Origin of the sequence: Streptomyces sp. NBC_01537, from assembly GCF_045040445.1 — a bacterium.
In the GTDB taxonomy this organism is placed as follows: domain Bacteria; phylum Actinomycetota; class Actinomycetes; order Streptomycetales; family Streptomycetaceae; genus Actinacidiphila.
This window is the reverse complement of the sequence record NZ_CP109392.1, coordinates 834,535-850,873: the sequence shown is the minus strand read 5'-3', so window position 1 is coordinate 850,873 and position 16,339 is coordinate 834,535. Positions and strand designations below refer to the sequence as shown.

The following is a 16,339-nucleotide window of genomic DNA, read 5'->3' as shown; positions in this document are numbered from 1 at the left end:
GCGTGCATGACGCAGTCCATCACAGGCGCCGGCCGCTTCGCAGGAGTAGCCGATGCGTTGCGGGAGCGGATCGTCGAGGGGGACCTGCCGCCCGGAACCCCTCTGCGGGATGTGGCGCTGGCCTCGGAGTTCGGGGTTTCCCGGAACACACTGCGGGAAGCTCTGCGCACTCTGCACGACGAGGGCCTGGTGGTGCAGCAGCTGCACAAGGGCACGGCGGTGACGACGCTGTCGGCGACGGACGTGCGGGACATCTTCATCGCCCGCCGTGCCGTCGAGCTCGCGGCTGTCGACGAGAGCCCGTTCGCTGCCGAACCGCTGGTCGACGCGCTGGAGACGAGGGTCGCCGCAGCCGAGGCCGCGGTCGCCGCCGAGGCGTGGAGCGAGGTCGGCACGTCCTCCCTGCGCTTTCACCAGGCGCTGGTCGCGCTGATGGGCAGCCACCGCGTGGATGCGTTCTTCCGTGTCATCGTCGCCCAGCTCCGGCTGGCCTTCGCTGTCATGGAGGACGAGGCCGGGTTCCAGGCGCCCTGGGTGGCCCGCGACCGCGAGATCTGCGATCTCGTACGCGGTGGTCGCCGCACGGATGCCAAGGGTGCCTTGCGGCTCTACCTCGACGAGTCCGAACGCCTGGTGCTCGACGCCGTGCGCGCGGACTCCCGGACGAAAGGCACGACCCCATGACCCCACAGCCTTCCGAGACCGCAGCCGCCTACCGGGCTACCGAGGGCGGCGCCCTCGACGTCGACCGTGCCTTCTACGACCGCTTCGCGGGTGTGCGGCACGAGTTGGTGGACTCCTTCGAGATACCGATCCGCTCCGGCCGCGCCTGGACGGTGCCTCAGGGTCACCTGTGCCGCATTGTCACGGTCGAGGGCCCGCAGGTCGGCGACCTCAACGTGTGGAACCTCCACGACCCACGCGAGCGCATGTGGGCCGCCCGCACCCGCCAACTGCAGCGCGCGCACATCTCCACGTACGACCGGGTCTGGTCCAATCTTCCCTTCCTGCGGCCGCTGTTCACCATCACCGCCGACAGCCTCGCCGACTACGGACTCGACGCCGACGGCGGGCGCGTGCACGACCTGCTGGGAACCCGCTGTGATCCGTACGTCAACCGGATGCTCACCGGCGAGGACTTCGATTTTCACTGCCACTCCAACCTGGTACGGGCCGTCCTGCCATACGGCCTCACCGAGTTCGACGTGCACGACGTCCTCAATGTCTTCCAGTGCACTGGACTGAACGACGCCGACCAGTACTTCATGAAGGACTGCCCGGCGCGCAGGGGCGACTACTTCGAGTTCTTCGCCGAGACCGACCTTCTGTGCGCCCTGTCGACTTGCCCCGGCGGTGACCTGTCCGTCCCCTTGTGGGGCCCCGACGCCCGTGACCCCTTGGACGTCTGCCGCCCCCTCGGCATCGAGGTCCACCGCCCGGACAGCGCTCTGCTGGACGGCTGGGCCCCGCCGAGCCGGGCCGCGTACCGCAATCTGCACGGCATCCGGCGGCCGGAGTGGGGCGAGGGGCGGCCGTCGACGGCCTGAAGAGCGGCACCTACGCCCTCTACGCGCACGGCAACTACACGCCGTTCGTGCCGTAGCCCTGCCGCTCGTCGATCTCAGCCATCAGTGCCTGGTGGCTGAGGCGTACGTGCTCGCGCATCACCCGCTCGGCGCCGTCGCCGTCCTTGGCGAGGATGAGGTTGAGCACGCGGTGGTGCTCGTTGTCGGACTCGGAGAGGCGGCCGGGGCGGGAGAGAGAGGTGCGTACCAGACGGGTGAAGGCGAGCTGGTTCATCAGAGTGCGGTAATGGGCCTCCAGCTTGCCGTTGTCGGCGCCGGCGACGATCAGGTCGTGGAATTCGTGGACCAGTTCCGCGTACCGCTCGGCGTCGCCGGCCCTGACGACCTCGTCGGCGGCGCGCATGTTGGCCTGAAGCAGCTCCAGTTCGGGTACGTTGCCCCGGAACGCCAGGAGCCGGGCGGCGGCGCCCTCCAGCAGCTCCTTCATCTGGAACAGCTCGGTCAGATCCCGGCGGGAGGGCACGGCGACGAAGGTTCCCACCCGCGGCCGGACCTCCACCAGGCCCTCGGTCTGCAGCTGCTTGAGCGCCTCACGGATGGGCGTGCGGCTCACCCCGAAGGTCTCGGAAAGGGCCATCTCAGAGAGGCTGGAGCGGGGCGCCAGCTCGCCGCTGATGATCATCTGACGGAGCTCTTCGGCAACGCGGGCCTGCATGCTGGTCTGGTTCAGCCGCTTCGAGGTGGGCTCTTGCATGGTACGAGACAGTAGATGTGACCCGGCTTCTTCGTCAATCGCCGGAGGTCTTTGACCGATGACTGCCATGCAAGCTCTGCTTCGGGACCTCGGGACCTCGGGACTTCAGGACTTCAGGATGAACGGGTCGCCGGCCGGCTCCTCGCTCGTGTTGATCCACACGCTCTTCAGGCGGGTGTACTCCCGGATGACCTCCGTGCCTTGCTCGGTGCCCACCCCGCTGTTCTTGAACCCGGCCCGGGGTGACATCGGCGACATCGAACGGTAGGTGTTCACCCACACCGTGCCCGCCTCCAGCCGGGACGCCATCCGGTGGCACCGGTTCAGGTCCCGGGTCCAGATGCCCGCCGCGAGGCCGTACGTGGTGTCGTTGGCGAGCGCGACCGCCTCGTCCTCGGAGTCGAACGGCATCACGGTGGCGACCGGACCGAAGATCTCCTCCTGGCAGATCCGCATGGAATTGTCGGTGCCGGTGAAGACGGTCGGGGAGAAGAAGTACCCGTCCAGATCCGTCGTCGGCCGTGCGCCGCCGAAGGCGATCCTGCCGCCCTCGGCCAGCCCCAGTTCCACGTACGACTCGACCTTCTCCAGCTGCGCTGCGATGGCCAGCGGCCCCAGCTCGGTGGTGTCCTCCAGCGGGTCGCCGATCCGGATCGTCGACGCCCTGGCGGTGACCCGGTCCAGGATCTCGTCGTACACCTCGCGGTGGACCAGGACCCGGCTGCCGGCCACACACGTCTGGCCGGCTGCCGCGAAGATGCCGGCGATGACGCCCATGGCAGCCGAGCCGAGGTCGGCGTCCGGGAAGACGATGTTCGGTGACTTGCCGCCGAGTTCGAGGGTGCAGCGTACGAGACGGTCGGCGCAGGTGCGCGCGATCCGGCGGCCGGTCTCGGTGGAGCCGGTGAAGGTCACCTTGGCCACGCCGGGGTGCTCGGCCAGCGGAGCGCCGGCTGTGGCGCCGAAACCGGTGACGACGTTGACGACGCCGGGCGGGAAACCCGCCTGTTCGAAGAGTGGGGCGAGCGCCAGCAGCGAGGCCGACGTGTGTTCCGAGGGCTTGACGACGACCGTGTTGCCGGCGGCGAGTGCCGGGGCCAGCTTGGTGGCGGTGAGCAGGAGCGGGGAGTTCCAGGGGGTGATGGCCCCGACGACGCCGACGGGCTCGCGCAGCGTGTAGTTGAGCAGTTCCCGGCTCGCACCGGGGATCACCTCGCCGTGGATCTTGTCGGCCAGGCCGGCGTAGTAGTAGAAGTACTCGGGCAGTCCGGCGAGCTGGGCGCGCATCTCACGCAGCAGCTTGCCGTTGTCGAGCGTCTCGGTACGGGCCAGCTCCTCGGCGTGCTCGCCGATCAGGTCGCCCAGGTTGCGCAGGAGCCGGCCACGCCGGGTCTGGCTGAGGTCACGCCAGCGCGGGTCCTCGAAGGCGTTGTGGGCGGCGGTGACCGCCTTGTCGATGTCGACGGACGTGCCGCTGGGGGCCTCGTACCAGGGCCGGGCCGTGGCCGGGTTGAGGCTTTCGAAGTACTCGCCGTCGGCGGGGGCGGTCCACTCACCGGCGATGTAGTGCTGATGACGCTTCATGGTGGAGACGCTCCCTGTCCGGTGTGCGCGAGGATCGTGGCGGTGAGGTCGTCGGGCCGCTCCAGCGGCAGCAGATGCCGTGCCCCGGGCACGACCGTCGCCCGGGCGCCGGGGATCCGTGCGGCGAGCCGCCGGGACATCTCCGGGGTCGAGCCCGGGTCCTCGGAGCCGGTGACGGCGAGGGTGGGGGCGGTGATCCGGGGCAGTTGCGGCCAAAGCTGCGCGTCCGCCGTCGCGAAGACGTCGTAACAGGCGAGGTACGAGGCGCGGTCGGTGCGCAGGAGCGTGCCCAGCACGGCCTCCGTCAGCGCGGGTTCCCTGGCCCGCCAAGCCGGCCCTATCCACCGGTCGACGGCAGCCTGCGCCGAGACTGCGAAGTCCTCGGCGGCCAGTCGTCTGCGGCCGGCGACCGCCGACCGCTCCTGGGCGGAACGGTCGGCTACGGAGCTGACAAGGGTGAGCGAGGCCACCGACTCCGGGTGGGCCACGGCGAGTTGCTGGGCAACCAGCGCGCCGAGCGAGAACCCGACGAGATGCGTCGGGCCGTCGAGCAATGCGGCCACATCCCCGGCCAGATCGCCGACGGTGACCCCCGCGGCCGCCGCCGGAGATGCCCCGTGACCCCGCAGATCGACCACCGTCACCCGGTGCCGGGTGGCCAGGGCGGGCAGGCACCGCTGCCACATGCTCCGGTCGAGGCCGACGCCGTGCAGCAGCACAAGATCGGAGCCGTGGCCGGGGCCGTGGGACTCGTGGGCCAGAGGGCTGGGCTCCTGGGTGCTCGCGCCACGCACGCCGGGCGCTGCCACCGGCCCCGCGCTTCCCGCGGACGCGGCTGCGCTCACCGTTCGCTCGACAGCGGGGCCAGCCGGGCCTGGGGGCGGCCCTGGGCGGCGGCGGCGAGGCCGATGACAATCTCGTCGGCACGCGGCCCGTCGGGCACCCGGACCTCGATGCTCTGGTGGTGCGAGCGGATCGTCGCGTCCGTGATGTGCTTGAGAGGGATGTCGAAGACCGTTCCGGCCGCCGCCCGCTTCTCCACCGCCGGGAGGAGGGTGGTGGCATGGGCCGCCTTGCGGAAGAAGTCGCCGAACTTGAGGGTGTGGATGAGCGCCGAGCCGTGCTCGATCTCGCCGTCCAGGCCGACGATCGCGGCTTTCCCGTACGCCTCGACGGGCGCGCCGAGCGCCGCAACCACCCTCGGGGCCAGCAACTCGCCCAATTTCGGGGCGACTTCGTCGATGCCGGGCATCAGGTCCACGACGAAGCCCTGCCCGGCCCACGGGTTCTCGACCACCGCGAGCACGACAGCGGTACGGGCCGGTGGGTCGACCGGGTGCCCGCCCTCGGTGTGGATGTCCTCGGTGTAGGTGATGATCTTCCGGATGTTCATGTCGCGGTCTCCAGATCGGCGAGGCGGACGGCGGGGTCGGTGGCGCGGTCCCCGATCCGCGCGTTGGGGCGGGGGCCGGACGCGCCGGCCGCGATCACGACGATCTCGTCCGGGCGGGGTGCGTCGGGGACGCGGATGTGCATGGTCTGGTAGTGGGAGCGGGTGGCGGCTGCCGTCTTGTGCCACAGCGGCACGGTCAGTGCCTCGCCGGCCGGGAGCCGGTCGTCACTGAAGACGATGATCGAGGTGCCGTGGACCAGCTCGCGGAAGACGTTGCCGAAGTACGGTGTGTGGATGAGGGCGCCGCCATGCTCGATCTCCCCGTCCAGCCCGACGATCGCGGCCTTGCCGAAGGACTCCAGGCGGTCCACCCCGCCCAGCGCCTCGGTCACCCGGCCGGTGAGCAGCCTGGCCAGCCCCGGGGCTATCGCCTCGACCTCGGGCTGGAGGTCGGCCACGAAACCGCGCCTTGCCCACGGGTTACGGATCACCGCCGCCGCGGCGACCCGCCGCACCGGCACCGCGACCGGACGGCCGAGCTCCAGGAGTACCTCGTCGACGACGGTGACCACCTTGCGCAGCCCGGCCACACCCGTCATGTGGCGAACTCCGGCATGACCTTCTCGGCGAACAGCTCCAGGCTGCGCATCGCCTTTCGGTGCGCGAGCCCTGGGTGGGTGGTCCACAGCAGCAGATGCTCGAGGCCGACCTCGTCGCGCAGCTCGGCGACCTTCTCGGTGACGTACTCCGGCGTGCCGACCAGCAGATTGCGCGAATGCAGGAAGTCGAAGGACAGCTCGTGCGCGCCGGTCAGCTGCTCACCCGCCTCCATCAGGTTGCCGAGCCCGCGCCAGTGCATGATCCACCGGTAGGTGGTCATCAGCGCTTCCTCGAAGTCGGCCCGCGCCTGCTCCATTGTGTCGGCGACGTAGACGTCGCGGACGAGGCCGATGCCCTCGCCGAGCGCGTACGGGCGCCCCGAGGCCTCGCTCGCCGTACTCCGGTACAGCTCGAAACGGTCCTTGAGCGCGGAGACCGGGGGCAGCCAGAACATGCCCTGGACACCGTCCGCGGCTGCCGAGCGGATCGACGTGGGGCTGTCGATGACCTGCCAGAGCGGCGGGTGCGGGCGCTGCAAGGGGGTGGGCGTGACCTGCATCTTCGTGATGACGCCGGCCTCGGTGTAGTCGGGGGTGGCGGGCGACAGCGGGTGGCTCCACTTCACGCCGGGGGCGGGGAACTCGTAGAACGGGCCCTTGTGCGAGAAGAACTCGCCGCTCCAGGCCTTGCGCAGGATCTGGACCGTCTCGTCGTACAGTGCGCGGTTTTGCTCCTGGTCGCGCGGGTCGGCGAGGGCGTTGAGGTTGCGCGCCTCCCGTCCGTACAGCCCGCGGCCGAGACCGACCTCGACGCGGCCGCCGGAGAGCTGGTCGAGCATGGCGATGTCCTCGGCGAGCCGCAGCGGATGCCAGAAGGTGGCGATGCTCGCGGCCTGGCCGATGCGGATGCGCTCCGTGCGGGCGGCGATGTCGGCGCCCATCAGCACCGGGTTCGGGGTGATCTCGATCGCCTCGTGCCCGAAGTGGTGCTCGGTGTACCAGGTGGACCAGAAGCCCGCGCGTTCTGCGGCGATTGCGAACTCCCGGGCCTCGTCCATGAGTCGGGCGTACTCGCCGAGCCGTCCGGGCGCTCCGAGGTTGTGGAATATCGAGAATCGCATACCGCGTCCTTTCCGCACTCTCCGCTCAGGCTGTGCCATGGCAGTTGAGGCTAGGAGCCTTACCTTGGGGCGTCAAGTGTTAACTTCGGTGAAACATAGCTGACCTGTGCATTTGATGACACGACGGCCCTGATCAGGCATCCCGGCGTGAGGGATTGACACCGACCGCCACTCTCCCTACCGTCCTCTGCCATACAAGAGGTGAGTGAGGGAACAGTCGATGACGGAAACCCTTGACCGCACGACGCACATCCGCTCCGCCTGGCGGGCCGCCTGGGACCACGGGCGGGTCGAGGCGCTCGACGAACTGCTCAGCCCCTCCTACGTAAGGCGCCGCGGGCCCGCCTCCGCGCCCCAGGACCGCGAGCAGTTCAAGGACTCCGTGCGCGCCGTCCGCCTGGCCTTCCCCGATCTGCGGACCGAGATCGAGGAGATCGTCGAGGACGGCGACCGGCTGGCCATCCGCTGGCGCAGCACCGGCCGGCACACCGGCACGTTCCTCGGTGTACCGGCCACCGGGAAAGCAGTGGAGGTGTCCGGTGCCACCTTCGCCCGCTTCGACGGGCCTGCGGTGGCCGAGGAGTGGGTGACCTTCGACTCGCGCCAACTGCTGGAGGCGCTCGGGGTCATCACGACCGCCAAGCAGGCCGCCGTGGACCCCGAGCTCGTACGCGGCGTGCACCGCAAGTTCATCACCGGGGTGACGGTGGTGACCACCGATGACGACGGCACGCCCAAGGGCCTGGCCGTCAACGCCTTCTCCAGCATCTCGCTGGACCCGCCGATGGTGCTGGTCTGCGTCCAGCGTGGCTCGGCCACCCATCCGGCGCTGCACCGGGCGAGCCATCTGGGCATCAACATCCTCGCCGCCGGCCAGCTGGACGTGGCGAAGGTCTTCGCCTCCAAGGCGGATGACAAGTTCGCCGGGCTGGCCTGGTCCCCGGGCGACTTCGGCGCGCCGCTGATCGACGGGTCGTGCGCCCAGCTGGAGGTGGAGATCGGCGAGCGGTTGCAGGCCGGCAGCCACACCGTCTTCACCGGCCGGGTGGTCTCCGCCCGCCATGACGACCTCGCACCGCTGGTCTACAGCGGCGGCGGCTTCTTCGACATCTCGCACACGGCCCCCCTGCCGTGGTGAGGTCAGCCGGCCGACCAGTGCCGCCCTCCGAGCGGCACCATCTCGGCGTGCTTTCTGCTGCGCAACGGCAATTGATAACAATTCAAGTGAAAGACCAGGTCAGTCGATCTTCCGGAACAGACCCTCCTGCACCACGGAAACCAGGAGCCTGCCCTCGCGGTCGTAGATACGGCCGCGGGCCAGCCCGCGGCCACCGGTCGCGATCGGCGACTCCTGGTCGTACAGGAACCACTCGTCGGTCCGGAAGGGCCGGTGGAACCACATCGCGTGGTCCAGGGACGCCATGTCGAAGCCGCGCGGTCCCCACAGCGGCTCGACCGGCACCCGTACCGCGTCCAGCAGGAACATGTCGCTGGCGTAGGCGAGCGCGCAGGTGTGCACCAGCGGGTCGTCGCCCAGCGGCCCGAGCGCCCGCATCCACACCGCGCTGCGCGGGTCGGCGTCCTTGACCTCCTCGGGGGTCCAGCGCAGCCGCTCCACATAGCGGATGTCGAACGGCTGGCGCCGGGCCATCCGCGCCAACTGCTCGGGAAGCGTGCCCAGATGCTCCCGGAGCTCATCCGTCAGATTCGGCAGGCTCTCCGGGTCCGGCACCTCGGGCATCGGCAGCTGGTGCTCGAACCCCGGCTCCGCCAGATGAAACGAAGCGGTCAGATTGAAAATCGTCCGGCCCTGCTGCACGGCCACCACCCGCCGCGTGGTGAACGACCGGCCGTCCCGCACCCGCTCGACCTGGTACACGATCGGCACGCCCGGGCGGCCGGGCCGCAGGAAGTACGCGTGCAGCGAGTGCACCGGCCGCTGGCCGTCCGTGGTCCGGCCGGCCGCCACCAGCGCCTGCCCGGCGACCTGGCCGCCGAAGACGCGCTGGATGCTCTCGTCAGGGCTCTGGCCGCGGAAGATGTTCTCCTCGATCCTCTCGAGGTCAAGCAGATCAACCAGCCGCTCGGCGGGGTTGGTCATCGGTTGTGCTCCTTCATCCGTACCGACTGCACCGTCTTCGTCCGCTTCGTACGCGCCGTCACAGCTCGCCCACGTCCGTCACCCGGACCACGGCGCGGCCCTCCTCGTCGGAGGCGTCGAGGTCGACCTCGGCGGAGATCCCCCAGCCGTGGTCGTCGTTGGGGTCGGCGAAGACCTGGCGGACCCGCCAGAGGCGGTTCGCCGGCTGCTCCTCGATCTGGAGCAGCTTCGGGCCGCGCGCGTCGGGGCCGGTGCCGAGATCGTCGTACTCGTCCCAGTAGGCGTCCATCGCCTCGGCCCACGCGTCGGCGTCCCAGCGGGAGCCCGATCCGCTCTCCTCCATCTCGGCCAGCTCCTGGAACCGGTCCAGGGCGGCGAGCTCCACGCGGCGGAACATCGCGTTGCGCACCAGGACCCGGAAGGCCCGCGCGTTGGAGGTGACCGGTTTGACCTGGTCGGCGCGCTCCTGTGCCTCCTCGGCCGTCATCACCTCGGGGTTGGCGAGCTGCTCCCACTCGTCGAGCAGGCTGGAGTCGACCTGCCGCACCAGCTCGCCGAGCCAGGCGATCAGGTCCTGCAGGTCCTCGGACTTCAGGTCGTCCGGGACGGTGTGCTCCAGAGCCTTGTACGCGCCCGCGAGGTAGCGCAGCACGATGCCCTCGGTGCGGGCCAGCTCGTAGTACGACACGAACTCGGAGAAGGTCATGGCCCGCTCGTACATGTCGCGCACGACCGACTTGGGGGACAGCGTGTGGTCGCCGACCCAAGGGTGGCTCTTGCGGTAGACGCCGTACGCGTGGAAGAGCAGCTCCTCCAGCGGCTTGACGTAGGAGACGTCCTGCAGGCGCTCCATCCGCTCCTCGTACTCGATCCCGTCGGCCTTCATGGCCGCGACGGCCTCGCCACGGGCCTTGTTCTGCTGCGCGGCCAGGATCTGCCGGGGGTCGTCGAGGATGGACTCCACGACCGAGAGCATGTCGAGGGCGTACGACGGCGACTCCGGCTCCAGCAGCTCGAAGGAGGCCAGGGCGAAGGTGGACAGCGGCTGGTTGAGCGCGAAGTCCTGCTGCAGGTCCACGGTGAGCCGCACGATGCGGCCCTCGGCATCCGGCTTCTCGAGCCGCTCCACGACCCCGCCCGCGACCAGCGAGCGGTAGATCGCGATGGCCCGCCTGATGTGCCGCAGCTGGGACCGGCGGTCCTCGTGGTTGTCCTCCAGGAGATGGCGCATGGCGTCGAAGGCGTTGCCGGGGCGGGCGATCACCGACAGCAGCATCGCGTGCGTGACGCGGAAGCGGGAGGTGAGCGGCTCCGGATCGGAGGCGATGAGCCGCTCGAAGGTGCTGTCCGTCCAGCCGACGAACCCTTCCGGCGCCTTCTTGCGGACCACCTTGCGGCGCTTCTTCGGGTCGTCCCCGGCCTTCGCCAGCGCCTTCTCGTTCTCGATGACGTGCTCAGGCGCCTGCGCCACCACGAACCCGGAGGTGTCGAAGCCGGCCCGCCCCGCGCGCCCGGCGATCTGGTGGAATTCCCGCGACCGCAGGGTGCGCACCCGGTTGCCGTCGTACTTGGTGAGGGCGGTGAACAGCACCGTGCGGATGGGCACGTTGACGCCGACGCCGAGGGTGTCGGTGCCGCAGATAACCTTCAGCAGCCCGGCCTGAGCCAGCTTCTCCACCAGGCGGCGGTACTTGGGCAGCATCCCGGCGTGGTGCACGCCGATGCCGTGCCGGACGTAGCGGGACAGGTTCTGGCCGAACTTGGTGGTGAAGCGGAAGTTGCCGATGAGGTCGGCGATCGCGTCCTTCTCCGCCCGGGTGCACATGTTGATGCTCATCAGCGCCTGCGCCCGTTCCACGGCGGCGGCCTGGGTGAAGTGCACGATGTAGACCGGCGACTGACGGGTCTCCAGCAGCTCGGTCAGTGTCTCGGTGAGCGGGGTGGTCACGTACTCGTACGACAGCGGCACGGGGCGGTTCGCGGAGCGGACGACCGCGGTCGGCCGTCCGGTGCGGCGGGTGAGGTCCTTCTCGAAGCGGGAGACATCGCCGAGTGTGGCCGACATCAGCAGGAACTGAGCCTGGGGCAGTTCCAGGATCGGGATCTGCCAGGCCCAGCCGCGGTCGGCCTCGGCGTAGAAGTGGAACTCGTCCATGACGACCTGGCCGACGTCGGCGTTCCTGCCGTCCCGGAGCGCTATGGACGCGAGCACCTCGGCGGTGCAGCAGATCACCGGGGCGTCCGGGTTCACGGAGGCGTCACCGGTCAGCATGCCGACGTTCTCGGTGCCGAAGAGCTTGCACAGGTCGAAGAACTTCTCGGAGACCAGCGCCTTGATGGGCGCGGTGTAGAAGGTGACCTCGTCCCGGGCCAGAGCGGCGAAGTGCGCACCTGCCGCGACCAGGCTCTTTCCGGAGCCGGTCGGGGTCGACAGGATCACGTTCGCCCCCGAGACAACCTCGATCAGCGCCTCCTCCTGAGCGGGGTAGAGCGCGATGCCTTGACTCTCCGCCCATGTCGAGAACGATTCGAACAGGGCATCGGGGTCGGCCTCGGAAGGCAGCTGATCGATAAGGGTCACCCCACCATCTTGCCTGCCTCAGGGACCAGGGAGGGAACCGGCGGCACAGCGGAAGATCAACCGGCGGTATGGTGTGCCGTCGATTACGCGTCAACTCCGCCTGCAGGCGGGCCGAAAGGGGCGGGGCCAGAACATGATGGGACCGGCGCACTCACTGTCCGGAGCGGCAGCATGGCTGGGGGTGGGCGCGGCGGCCGCGGCGCTGGACCACCCCATGCCCTGGCCGACGCTCGTGGTCGGTGCCCTGATCTGCGCGGGCGCGGCCCTCGCCCCCGACCTCGACCACAAGGCCGCGACCATATCGCGGGCCTTCGGCCCGGTCTCCCGCGCGCTGTGCGAGATCATCGACAAGATCTCCTACGCGACCTACAAGGCGACCCGGTCGACCGCCGACCCCCGCCGCTCCGGCGGCCACCGCACGCTCACCCACACCTGGGTCTGGGCCGCCCTGCTCGGCGGCGGCTGTTCGGCGGCGGCCTGGTGGGGCGGCCGCTGGGCGGTGCTGGCGATCCTCTTCGTCCACATGGTGCTCGCCCTGGAGGGCCTGCTGTGGAAGCAGGCCCGGGCCTCCAGCGACATCCTGGTCTGGCTGCTCGGCGCCACCAGTGCCTGGATGCTCGCCGATGTGCTGGACAGCACGGAGAACGGCAAGGGCTGGCTCTTCACCGACCCCAGCCAGCACTACCTCTGGATCGGCCTGCCCATCGTGCTGGGCGCCCTGGTGCACTGCATCGGCGACGCCCTGACCGTCTCCGGCTGCCCCATCCTTTGGCCCATACCGATAGGGCGCAAGCGCTGGTACCCACTGGGACCGCCGAAGTTCATGCGGTTCCGGGCCGGCAGCTGGGTCGAGATCAAGGTGCTGACCCCCGTCTTCTTCCTCCTCGGCGTCGCAGGCGCCGTGGGGGCGCTCAACGTGCTCGGCTAGGCCCGGACAGGGCCTGGACCCCGCAGCGCCGGCGCCCCTCGCGGTCACCTCATCAGCCGTGCCAGGAGCGCCACAGGGCCGCGTACGCCCCGTCCGCCTCGACGAGCTGGTGGTGGCTGCCGAATTCGCTGATCCGGCCGTCCTCGACCACCGCGATCACATCCGCGTCATGAGCGGTGTGCAGCCGGTGGGCGATGGCAACCACCGTGCGTCCGTCCAGCACCCGGGCGAGGGACCGCTCCAGGTGCCGGGCGGCGCGCGGGTCGAGCAGCGAGGTGGCCTCGTCGAGCACCAGTGTGTGCGGGTCGGCGAGGACCAGCCGGGCCAGCGCGACCTGCTGGGCCTGGGCCGGGGTCAGCGCGGCGCCACCGGATCCGACCTCGGTGTCCAGACCGTCGTCGAGGCCGCGGGCCCAGTCGTCGGCGTCCACCGCTTCCAGGGCCTCCCACAGCTCCGGGTCGTCCGCCCCGGCCCGGGCGAGCCGCAGGTTGTCGCGAAGCGTGCCGACGAACACATGGTGCTCCTGGTTGACCAGCGCCACATGCGCCCGCACCCGCTCGGCCGGCATCCGCGCCAGCTCGGCCCCGCCCAGCGTCACCTCGCCCGTCCGCGGGGCGTAGATGCCCGCCAGCAGCCGGCCGAGGGTGGACTTGCCGGCGCCGGACGGGCCGACCAGCGCCAGCCGGGTGCCGGGCCGCACCCGCAGGCTGACTCCGTGCAGCACGTCGCTGCCCGCGCGGTAGCCGAAGCGCACCTCGTTGGCGCGCACATCCCGGCCGTCGGGCGAGAGCCGCTCGTCCGCGCCGTCCGGCTCGATCTCACGCACCCCCACCAGCCGGCCCAGCGACACCTGGGCCACCTGGAGCTCGTCGTACCACCGCAGGATCAGATTGACGGGGTCCACCAGCATCTGCGCGTAGAGCGCACCGGTGGTCAGATCGCCCACCGACATCCAGCCGCGCAGGGCGAAGGTCCCGCCGATCATCAGCACGGAGCTCAGGATCAGGATGTGCGTGAAGTTGATCACCGGGAAGAGCACGCTGCGCAGCCACAGCGTGTAACGCTCCCAGGCCACCCACTGCCTGATCCGCAGCCGGGACATCTCCTCGCGGCGCGCGCCGAGCCGGTGCGCCTCGATGGTCCGTCCGGCGTCGACCGACTCGGTCAGCGCCGCCGACACCGCTGCGAAGCCCGCCGCCTCCGAACGGTACGCCGAAGGGGCACGCCGGAAGTACCAGCGGCAGCCGACGACCAGCAGCGGCACCGCGACCAGCACCGAAAGCGCCAGCGGCGGCGAGGTGACGGCCAGCGCCCCCAGCAGCAGACCCGCCCACACCACGGCGATGGCCAGCTGCGGAACCGCCTCGCGCATCGCGTTGGACAGCCGGTCGATGTCCGTGGTGATCCGCGACAGCAGATCCCCGGTGCCCGCCCGCTCCAGCACACCGGGTGGCAGCCCCACCGACCGTACGAGGAAGTCCTCGCGCAGATCGGCCAGCATCCGCTCGCCGAGCATCGCGCCCCGCAGCCTCACCAGCCGTACGAACGCCGCCTGTACGGCCAGCGCCACCGTGAACAGGGCGACGGTGCGCTCCAGATGAAGATCCCGGACGCCGGTCGACAGGTCCTGCACCAGCCGGCCGAGGAGGTACGGACCGGCCATCGAGGCGATGACCGCGACCGAGTTGACGGCGATGAGCAGCACGAAATCGCCACGGTGCCGCCGGGCCAGCTCGCCCACATACGCGCGCACGGTGGCGGGCGAGCCGACCGGCAGGGTCGTGCTCTGCTGCGGCGCGGCCGGATCGTACTCCGGCGGCTTGACGCCGATCATGCTGATTCCTCTGCTTTCTCGAGCTCAAGCTCGAGTTCGGTCTCGCGGGTGACGACGGCGCGGTAGCCCAGGTCGCCGTGGAGCAGCTCATGATGGGTTCCGACCGCCTGTACGGATCCGTCGGCGATGAACACCACCCGGTCGGCGCGGTCGAGCAGCAGCGGGCTGGAGGCGAACACGACCGTGGTGCGCCCCTCCCGGAGCTCCCTGAGGCCCTCGGCGATCCGGGCCTCGGTGTGTGAGTCGACGGCGCTGGTCGGCTCGTCGAGAACCAGCACCTCCGGGTCCGTGACCAGCGAGCGCGCCAGCGCGAGGCGCTGTCGCTGTCCGCCGGACAGAGAGCGTCCGCGCTCGGTGATCCGGGTCCGCATCGGGTCTCCTGAATGGTCCACCGAGGCCTGGGCCAGGGCGTCCAGGACATCGCCGCACTGCGCGGCGGCCAGCGCCGCCGAGGGATCCACCGTTCCGGACGAGGGGATGTCCAGCAGTTCCCGCAGGGTCCCGGAGAGCAGCACCGGGTCCTTGTCCTGGACCAGCACGGCGGTCCGGGCCAGAGCCAGCGGCAGCGTGTCCAGCGCGGTGCCGCCCAGAAGCACCGACGGGTCGTCGTCCTTGCGCTCCGGACTGTGCCCGCCGAGCCGGTCGGCCAGCCGTCCGGCCGCGTCCGGGTCGCCGCACACCACGGCGGTCAGCAGACCGGCCGGCGCCAGCAGTCCGGTCGCCGGGTCGTAGAGATCGCCGGCCGGCGCCGTGTCCTCGCCGGAGGGGGCCACGGTGGACGCCGCGGAGGGGGCCCCGCGTTCCAGGGAGAGCACCCGGGCCGCCCGCTTCGCCGAGGGCCGGGAGAAGGAGTACGCCATGGCGATCTCCTCGAAGCCGCGCAGCGGGAACATCAGGAAGCCCACGGTGCCGTAGACCGTGACCAGCTCACCCACCGAGATCCGCCCGTCCAGGGCCAGCCGGGCTCCGTACCAGGCGACGCCGACGAGCAGCAGACCCGGCAGCACGACCTGCACCGTGCTGATCAGCGCCCACATGCGCGCGCTGCGCACCGCCGCTGTCCGGACCTCCTGCGAGGCGTGCCGGTAGCGGGCGAGGAACAGCTCCTCGCCGCCGATGCCGCGCAGCACGCGCAGTCCCGCCACCGTGTCCGAGGCCAGAGCGGTGGCCTTGCCGGCCTTCTCCCGCTGCTCGTCCGCGCGCCGGGTGGCCCGGGGCAGCAGCGGCAGCACGGCGAACGCCAGGACCGGGATGCAGGCCGCCACCAGACCCCCGAGCGCGGGCTGGTAGACGACCAGGGCGACGGCGATACCGATGGTCGCGACGAGCGCGGAGGTGAAGCGGGCGAGGGCCTCCACGAACCAGCCGATCTTCTCCACGTCGCCGGTGCTCACGGCCATCACCTCACCGGCCGCGACCCGCCGGGTCAGGACGGAGCCCAGCTCGACGGTCTTGCGGGCCAGCAGCAGCTGCACCCGCGCGGCCGCCGTGATCCAGTTGGTGACGGCCGTGCGGTGCAGCATGGTGTCGCCCAGAGCGGTGAGCACGCCGAGAGCGAGCATCAGCCCTCCGGCCGTCGCGAGCCGCCGCCCCGAATGGTCGATCACGGCCTGGACCGCGAAGCCGACCACGGCAGGGAACGAACCCACGGCCGCCATGTGGAGCGTTCCCCACAAGGCGGTCGCGATCTGGCTGCGGATCTGGCGTTTCTCCAGCCAGAGCAGGAAACGGAAGCCGGAGCGGGTGTCGGGGACACCCGGATCGGCATGAGGAAGGGCGCGTAGCGACATGACGTCCCGACGTGAGCGATGAGGGAGACGGAGAGGTGGGGGGAAGAGGAGACGTGCAAGCCTCCCGTCGCCGGGGGCCCAATTTCAACCGGTTTTTCTCGGCCATGAGTCCGGATGCGACAATGGGC

The 16,339-nt window shown here is 70.5% G+C and carries 14 protein-coding genes; 4 read left to right on the top strand and 10 right to left on the bottom strand.

All coding sequences use genetic code 11. The features are described 5' to 3' along the window. The first annotated feature begins 6 nt into the window (after window positions 1-6). Window positions 7-684: a GntR family transcriptional regulator gene (locus OG607_RS04200; RefSeq protein WP_405718903.1), complete on the top strand. Its 678-nt coding sequence runs from the start codon at window positions 7-9 to the stop codon at window positions 682-684. After that, window positions 681-1,547 (top strand): urea carboxylase-associated family protein, encoded by an 867-nt coding sequence (locus OG607_RS04195; RefSeq protein ID WP_405718901.1) that lies wholly within the window; start codon window positions 681-683, stop codon window positions 1,545-1,547. The genes OG607_RS04200 and OG607_RS04195 overlap by 4 nt, the downstream gene beginning before the upstream one ends. A gap of 34 nt (window positions 1,548-1,581) precedes the next feature. On the opposite strand, the gene OG607_RS04190 is transcribed toward OG607_RS04195, so the two are convergent. The 6 genes from OG607_RS04190 to OG607_RS04165 form a co-directional block, all read right to left on the bottom strand. Beyond that, window positions 1,582-2,280 (bottom strand): GntR family transcriptional regulator, encoded by a 699-nt coding sequence (locus OG607_RS04190; RefSeq protein ID WP_405718899.1) that lies wholly within the window; start codon window positions 2,278-2,280, stop codon window positions 1,582-1,584. A gap of 105 nt (window positions 2,281-2,385) precedes the next feature. Then, window positions 2,386-3,864 (bottom strand): aldehyde dehydrogenase, encoded by a 1,479-nt coding sequence (locus tag OG607_RS04185; RefSeq protein WP_405718896.1) that lies wholly within the window; start codon window positions 3,862-3,864, stop codon window positions 2,386-2,388. Beyond that, window positions 3,861-4,673: an alpha/beta fold hydrolase gene (locus OG607_RS04180; protein ID WP_405718893.1), complete on the bottom strand. Its 813-nt coding sequence runs from the start codon at window positions 4,671-4,673 to the stop codon at window positions 3,861-3,863. Before OG607_RS04180 ends, OG607_RS04185 begins: the two co-directional genes overlap by 4 nt. A gap of 32 nt (window positions 4,674-4,705) precedes the next feature. After that, entirely contained in the window at window positions 4,706-5,257 is a 552-nt protein-coding gene (locus tag OG607_RS04175; RefSeq protein WP_405718891.1) for an amino acid synthesis family protein, read from the bottom strand. Then, entirely contained in the window at window positions 5,254-5,856 is a 603-nt protein-coding gene (locus tag OG607_RS04170; protein WP_405718888.1) for an amino acid synthesis family protein, read from the bottom strand. Before OG607_RS04170 ends, OG607_RS04175 begins: the two co-directional genes overlap by 4 nt. Next, the gene (locus OG607_RS04165; protein ID WP_405718885.1) at window positions 5,853-6,977 is read right to left on the bottom strand and encodes an LLM class flavin-dependent oxidoreductase; all 1,125 of its coding nucleotides are present in this window, start codon (window positions 6,975-6,977) and stop codon (window positions 5,853-5,855) included. The genes OG607_RS04170 and OG607_RS04165 overlap by 4 nt, the downstream gene beginning before the upstream one ends. 220 nt (window positions 6,978-7,197) lie before the next feature. Here OG607_RS04165 and OG607_RS04160 point away from each other — a divergent pair, with 220 nt between their 5' ends. Beyond that, entirely contained in the window at window positions 7,198-8,115 is a 918-nt protein-coding gene (locus OG607_RS04160; RefSeq protein WP_405718882.1) for a flavin reductase, read from the top strand. Window positions 8,116-8,214: 99 nt separating this feature from the next. Here the strand turns inward: OG607_RS04160 and tesB are convergent, their stop codons facing one another. Both tesB and OG607_RS04150 read right to left on the bottom strand, forming a co-directional pair. Then, window positions 8,215-9,078, bottom strand: a complete 864-nt coding sequence (gene tesB, locus OG607_RS04155; RefSeq protein ID WP_405718879.1) for an acyl-CoA thioesterase II — start codon at window positions 9,076-9,078, stop codon at window positions 8,215-8,217. A 58-nt stretch (window positions 9,079-9,136) separates the two neighbouring features. Then, a complete protein-coding gene (locus OG607_RS04150) occupies window positions 9,137-11,659 on the bottom strand; it encodes a DEAD/DEAH box helicase (protein WP_405718875.1) in 2,523 nt (840 codons plus the stop codon). 133 nt (window positions 11,660-11,792) lie between these two features. Between OG607_RS04150 and OG607_RS04145 the strand changes: the two genes are divergently transcribed. Beyond that, window positions 11,793-12,587 (top strand): metal-dependent hydrolase, encoded by a 795-nt coding sequence (locus OG607_RS04145; RefSeq protein ID WP_405718873.1) that lies wholly within the window; start codon window positions 11,793-11,795, stop codon window positions 12,585-12,587. A gap of 52 nt (window positions 12,588-12,639) precedes the next feature. Here the strand turns inward: OG607_RS04145 and OG607_RS04140 are convergent, their stop codons facing one another. Both OG607_RS04140 and OG607_RS04135 read right to left on the bottom strand, forming a co-directional pair. After that, a complete protein-coding gene (locus tag OG607_RS04140; protein WP_405718871.1) occupies window positions 12,640-14,421 on the bottom strand; it encodes an ABC transporter ATP-binding protein in 1,782 nt (593 codons plus the stop codon). Continuing rightward, window positions 14,418-16,211: an ABC transporter ATP-binding protein gene (locus tag OG607_RS04135; RefSeq protein WP_405718869.1), complete on the bottom strand. Its 1,794-nt coding sequence runs from the start codon at window positions 16,209-16,211 to the stop codon at window positions 14,418-14,420. Before OG607_RS04135 ends, OG607_RS04140 begins: the two co-directional genes overlap by 4 nt. Window positions 16,212-16,339 lie beyond the last annotated feature (128 nt).

Excerpts from the sequence above, each read along its gene's own strand:
- OG607_RS04140 (WP_405718871.1), bottom strand. The coding sequence starts at position 14,421 with ATGATCGGCGTCAAGCCGCCGGAGTACGATCCGGCCGCGCCGCAGCAG.
- OG607_RS04145 (WP_405718873.1), top strand. The coding sequence starts at position 11,793 with ATGATGGGACCGGCGCACTCACTGTCCGGAGCGGCAGCATGGCTGGGG.
- OG607_RS04190 (WP_405718899.1), bottom strand. The coding sequence starts at position 2,280 with ATGCAAGAGCCCACCTCGAAGCGGCTGAACCAGACCAGCATGCAGGCC.
- OG607_RS04200 (WP_405718903.1), top strand. The coding sequence starts at position 7 with ATGACGCAGTCCATCACAGGCGCCGGCCGCTTCGCAGGAGTAGCCGAT.
- OG607_RS04195 (WP_405718901.1), top strand. The coding sequence starts at position 681 with ATGACCCCACAGCCTTCCGAGACCGCAGCCGCCTACCGGGCTACCGAG.
- OG607_RS04135 (WP_405718869.1), bottom strand. The coding sequence starts at position 16,211 with ATGTCGCTACGCGCCCTTCCTCATGCCGATCCGGGTGTCCCCGACACC.
- tesB (WP_405718879.1), bottom strand. The coding sequence starts at position 9,078 with ATGACCAACCCCGCCGAGCGGCTGGTTGATCTGCTTGACCTCGAGAGG.
- OG607_RS04170 (WP_405718888.1), bottom strand. The coding sequence starts at position 5,856 with ATGACGGGTGTGGCCGGGCTGCGCAAGGTGGTCACCGTCGTCGACGAG.
- OG607_RS04160 (WP_405718882.1), top strand. The coding sequence starts at position 7,198 with ATGACGGAAACCCTTGACCGCACGACGCACATCCGCTCCGCCTGGCGG.
- OG607_RS04165 (WP_405718885.1), bottom strand. The coding sequence starts at position 6,977 with ATGCGATTCTCGATATTCCACAACCTCGGAGCGCCCGGACGGCTCGGC.
- OG607_RS04185 (WP_405718896.1), bottom strand. The coding sequence starts at position 3,864 with ATGAAGCGTCATCAGCACTACATCGCCGGTGAGTGGACCGCCCCCGCC.
- OG607_RS04175 (WP_405718891.1), bottom strand. The coding sequence starts at position 5,257 with ATGAACATCCGGAAGATCATCACCTACACCGAGGACATCCACACCGAG.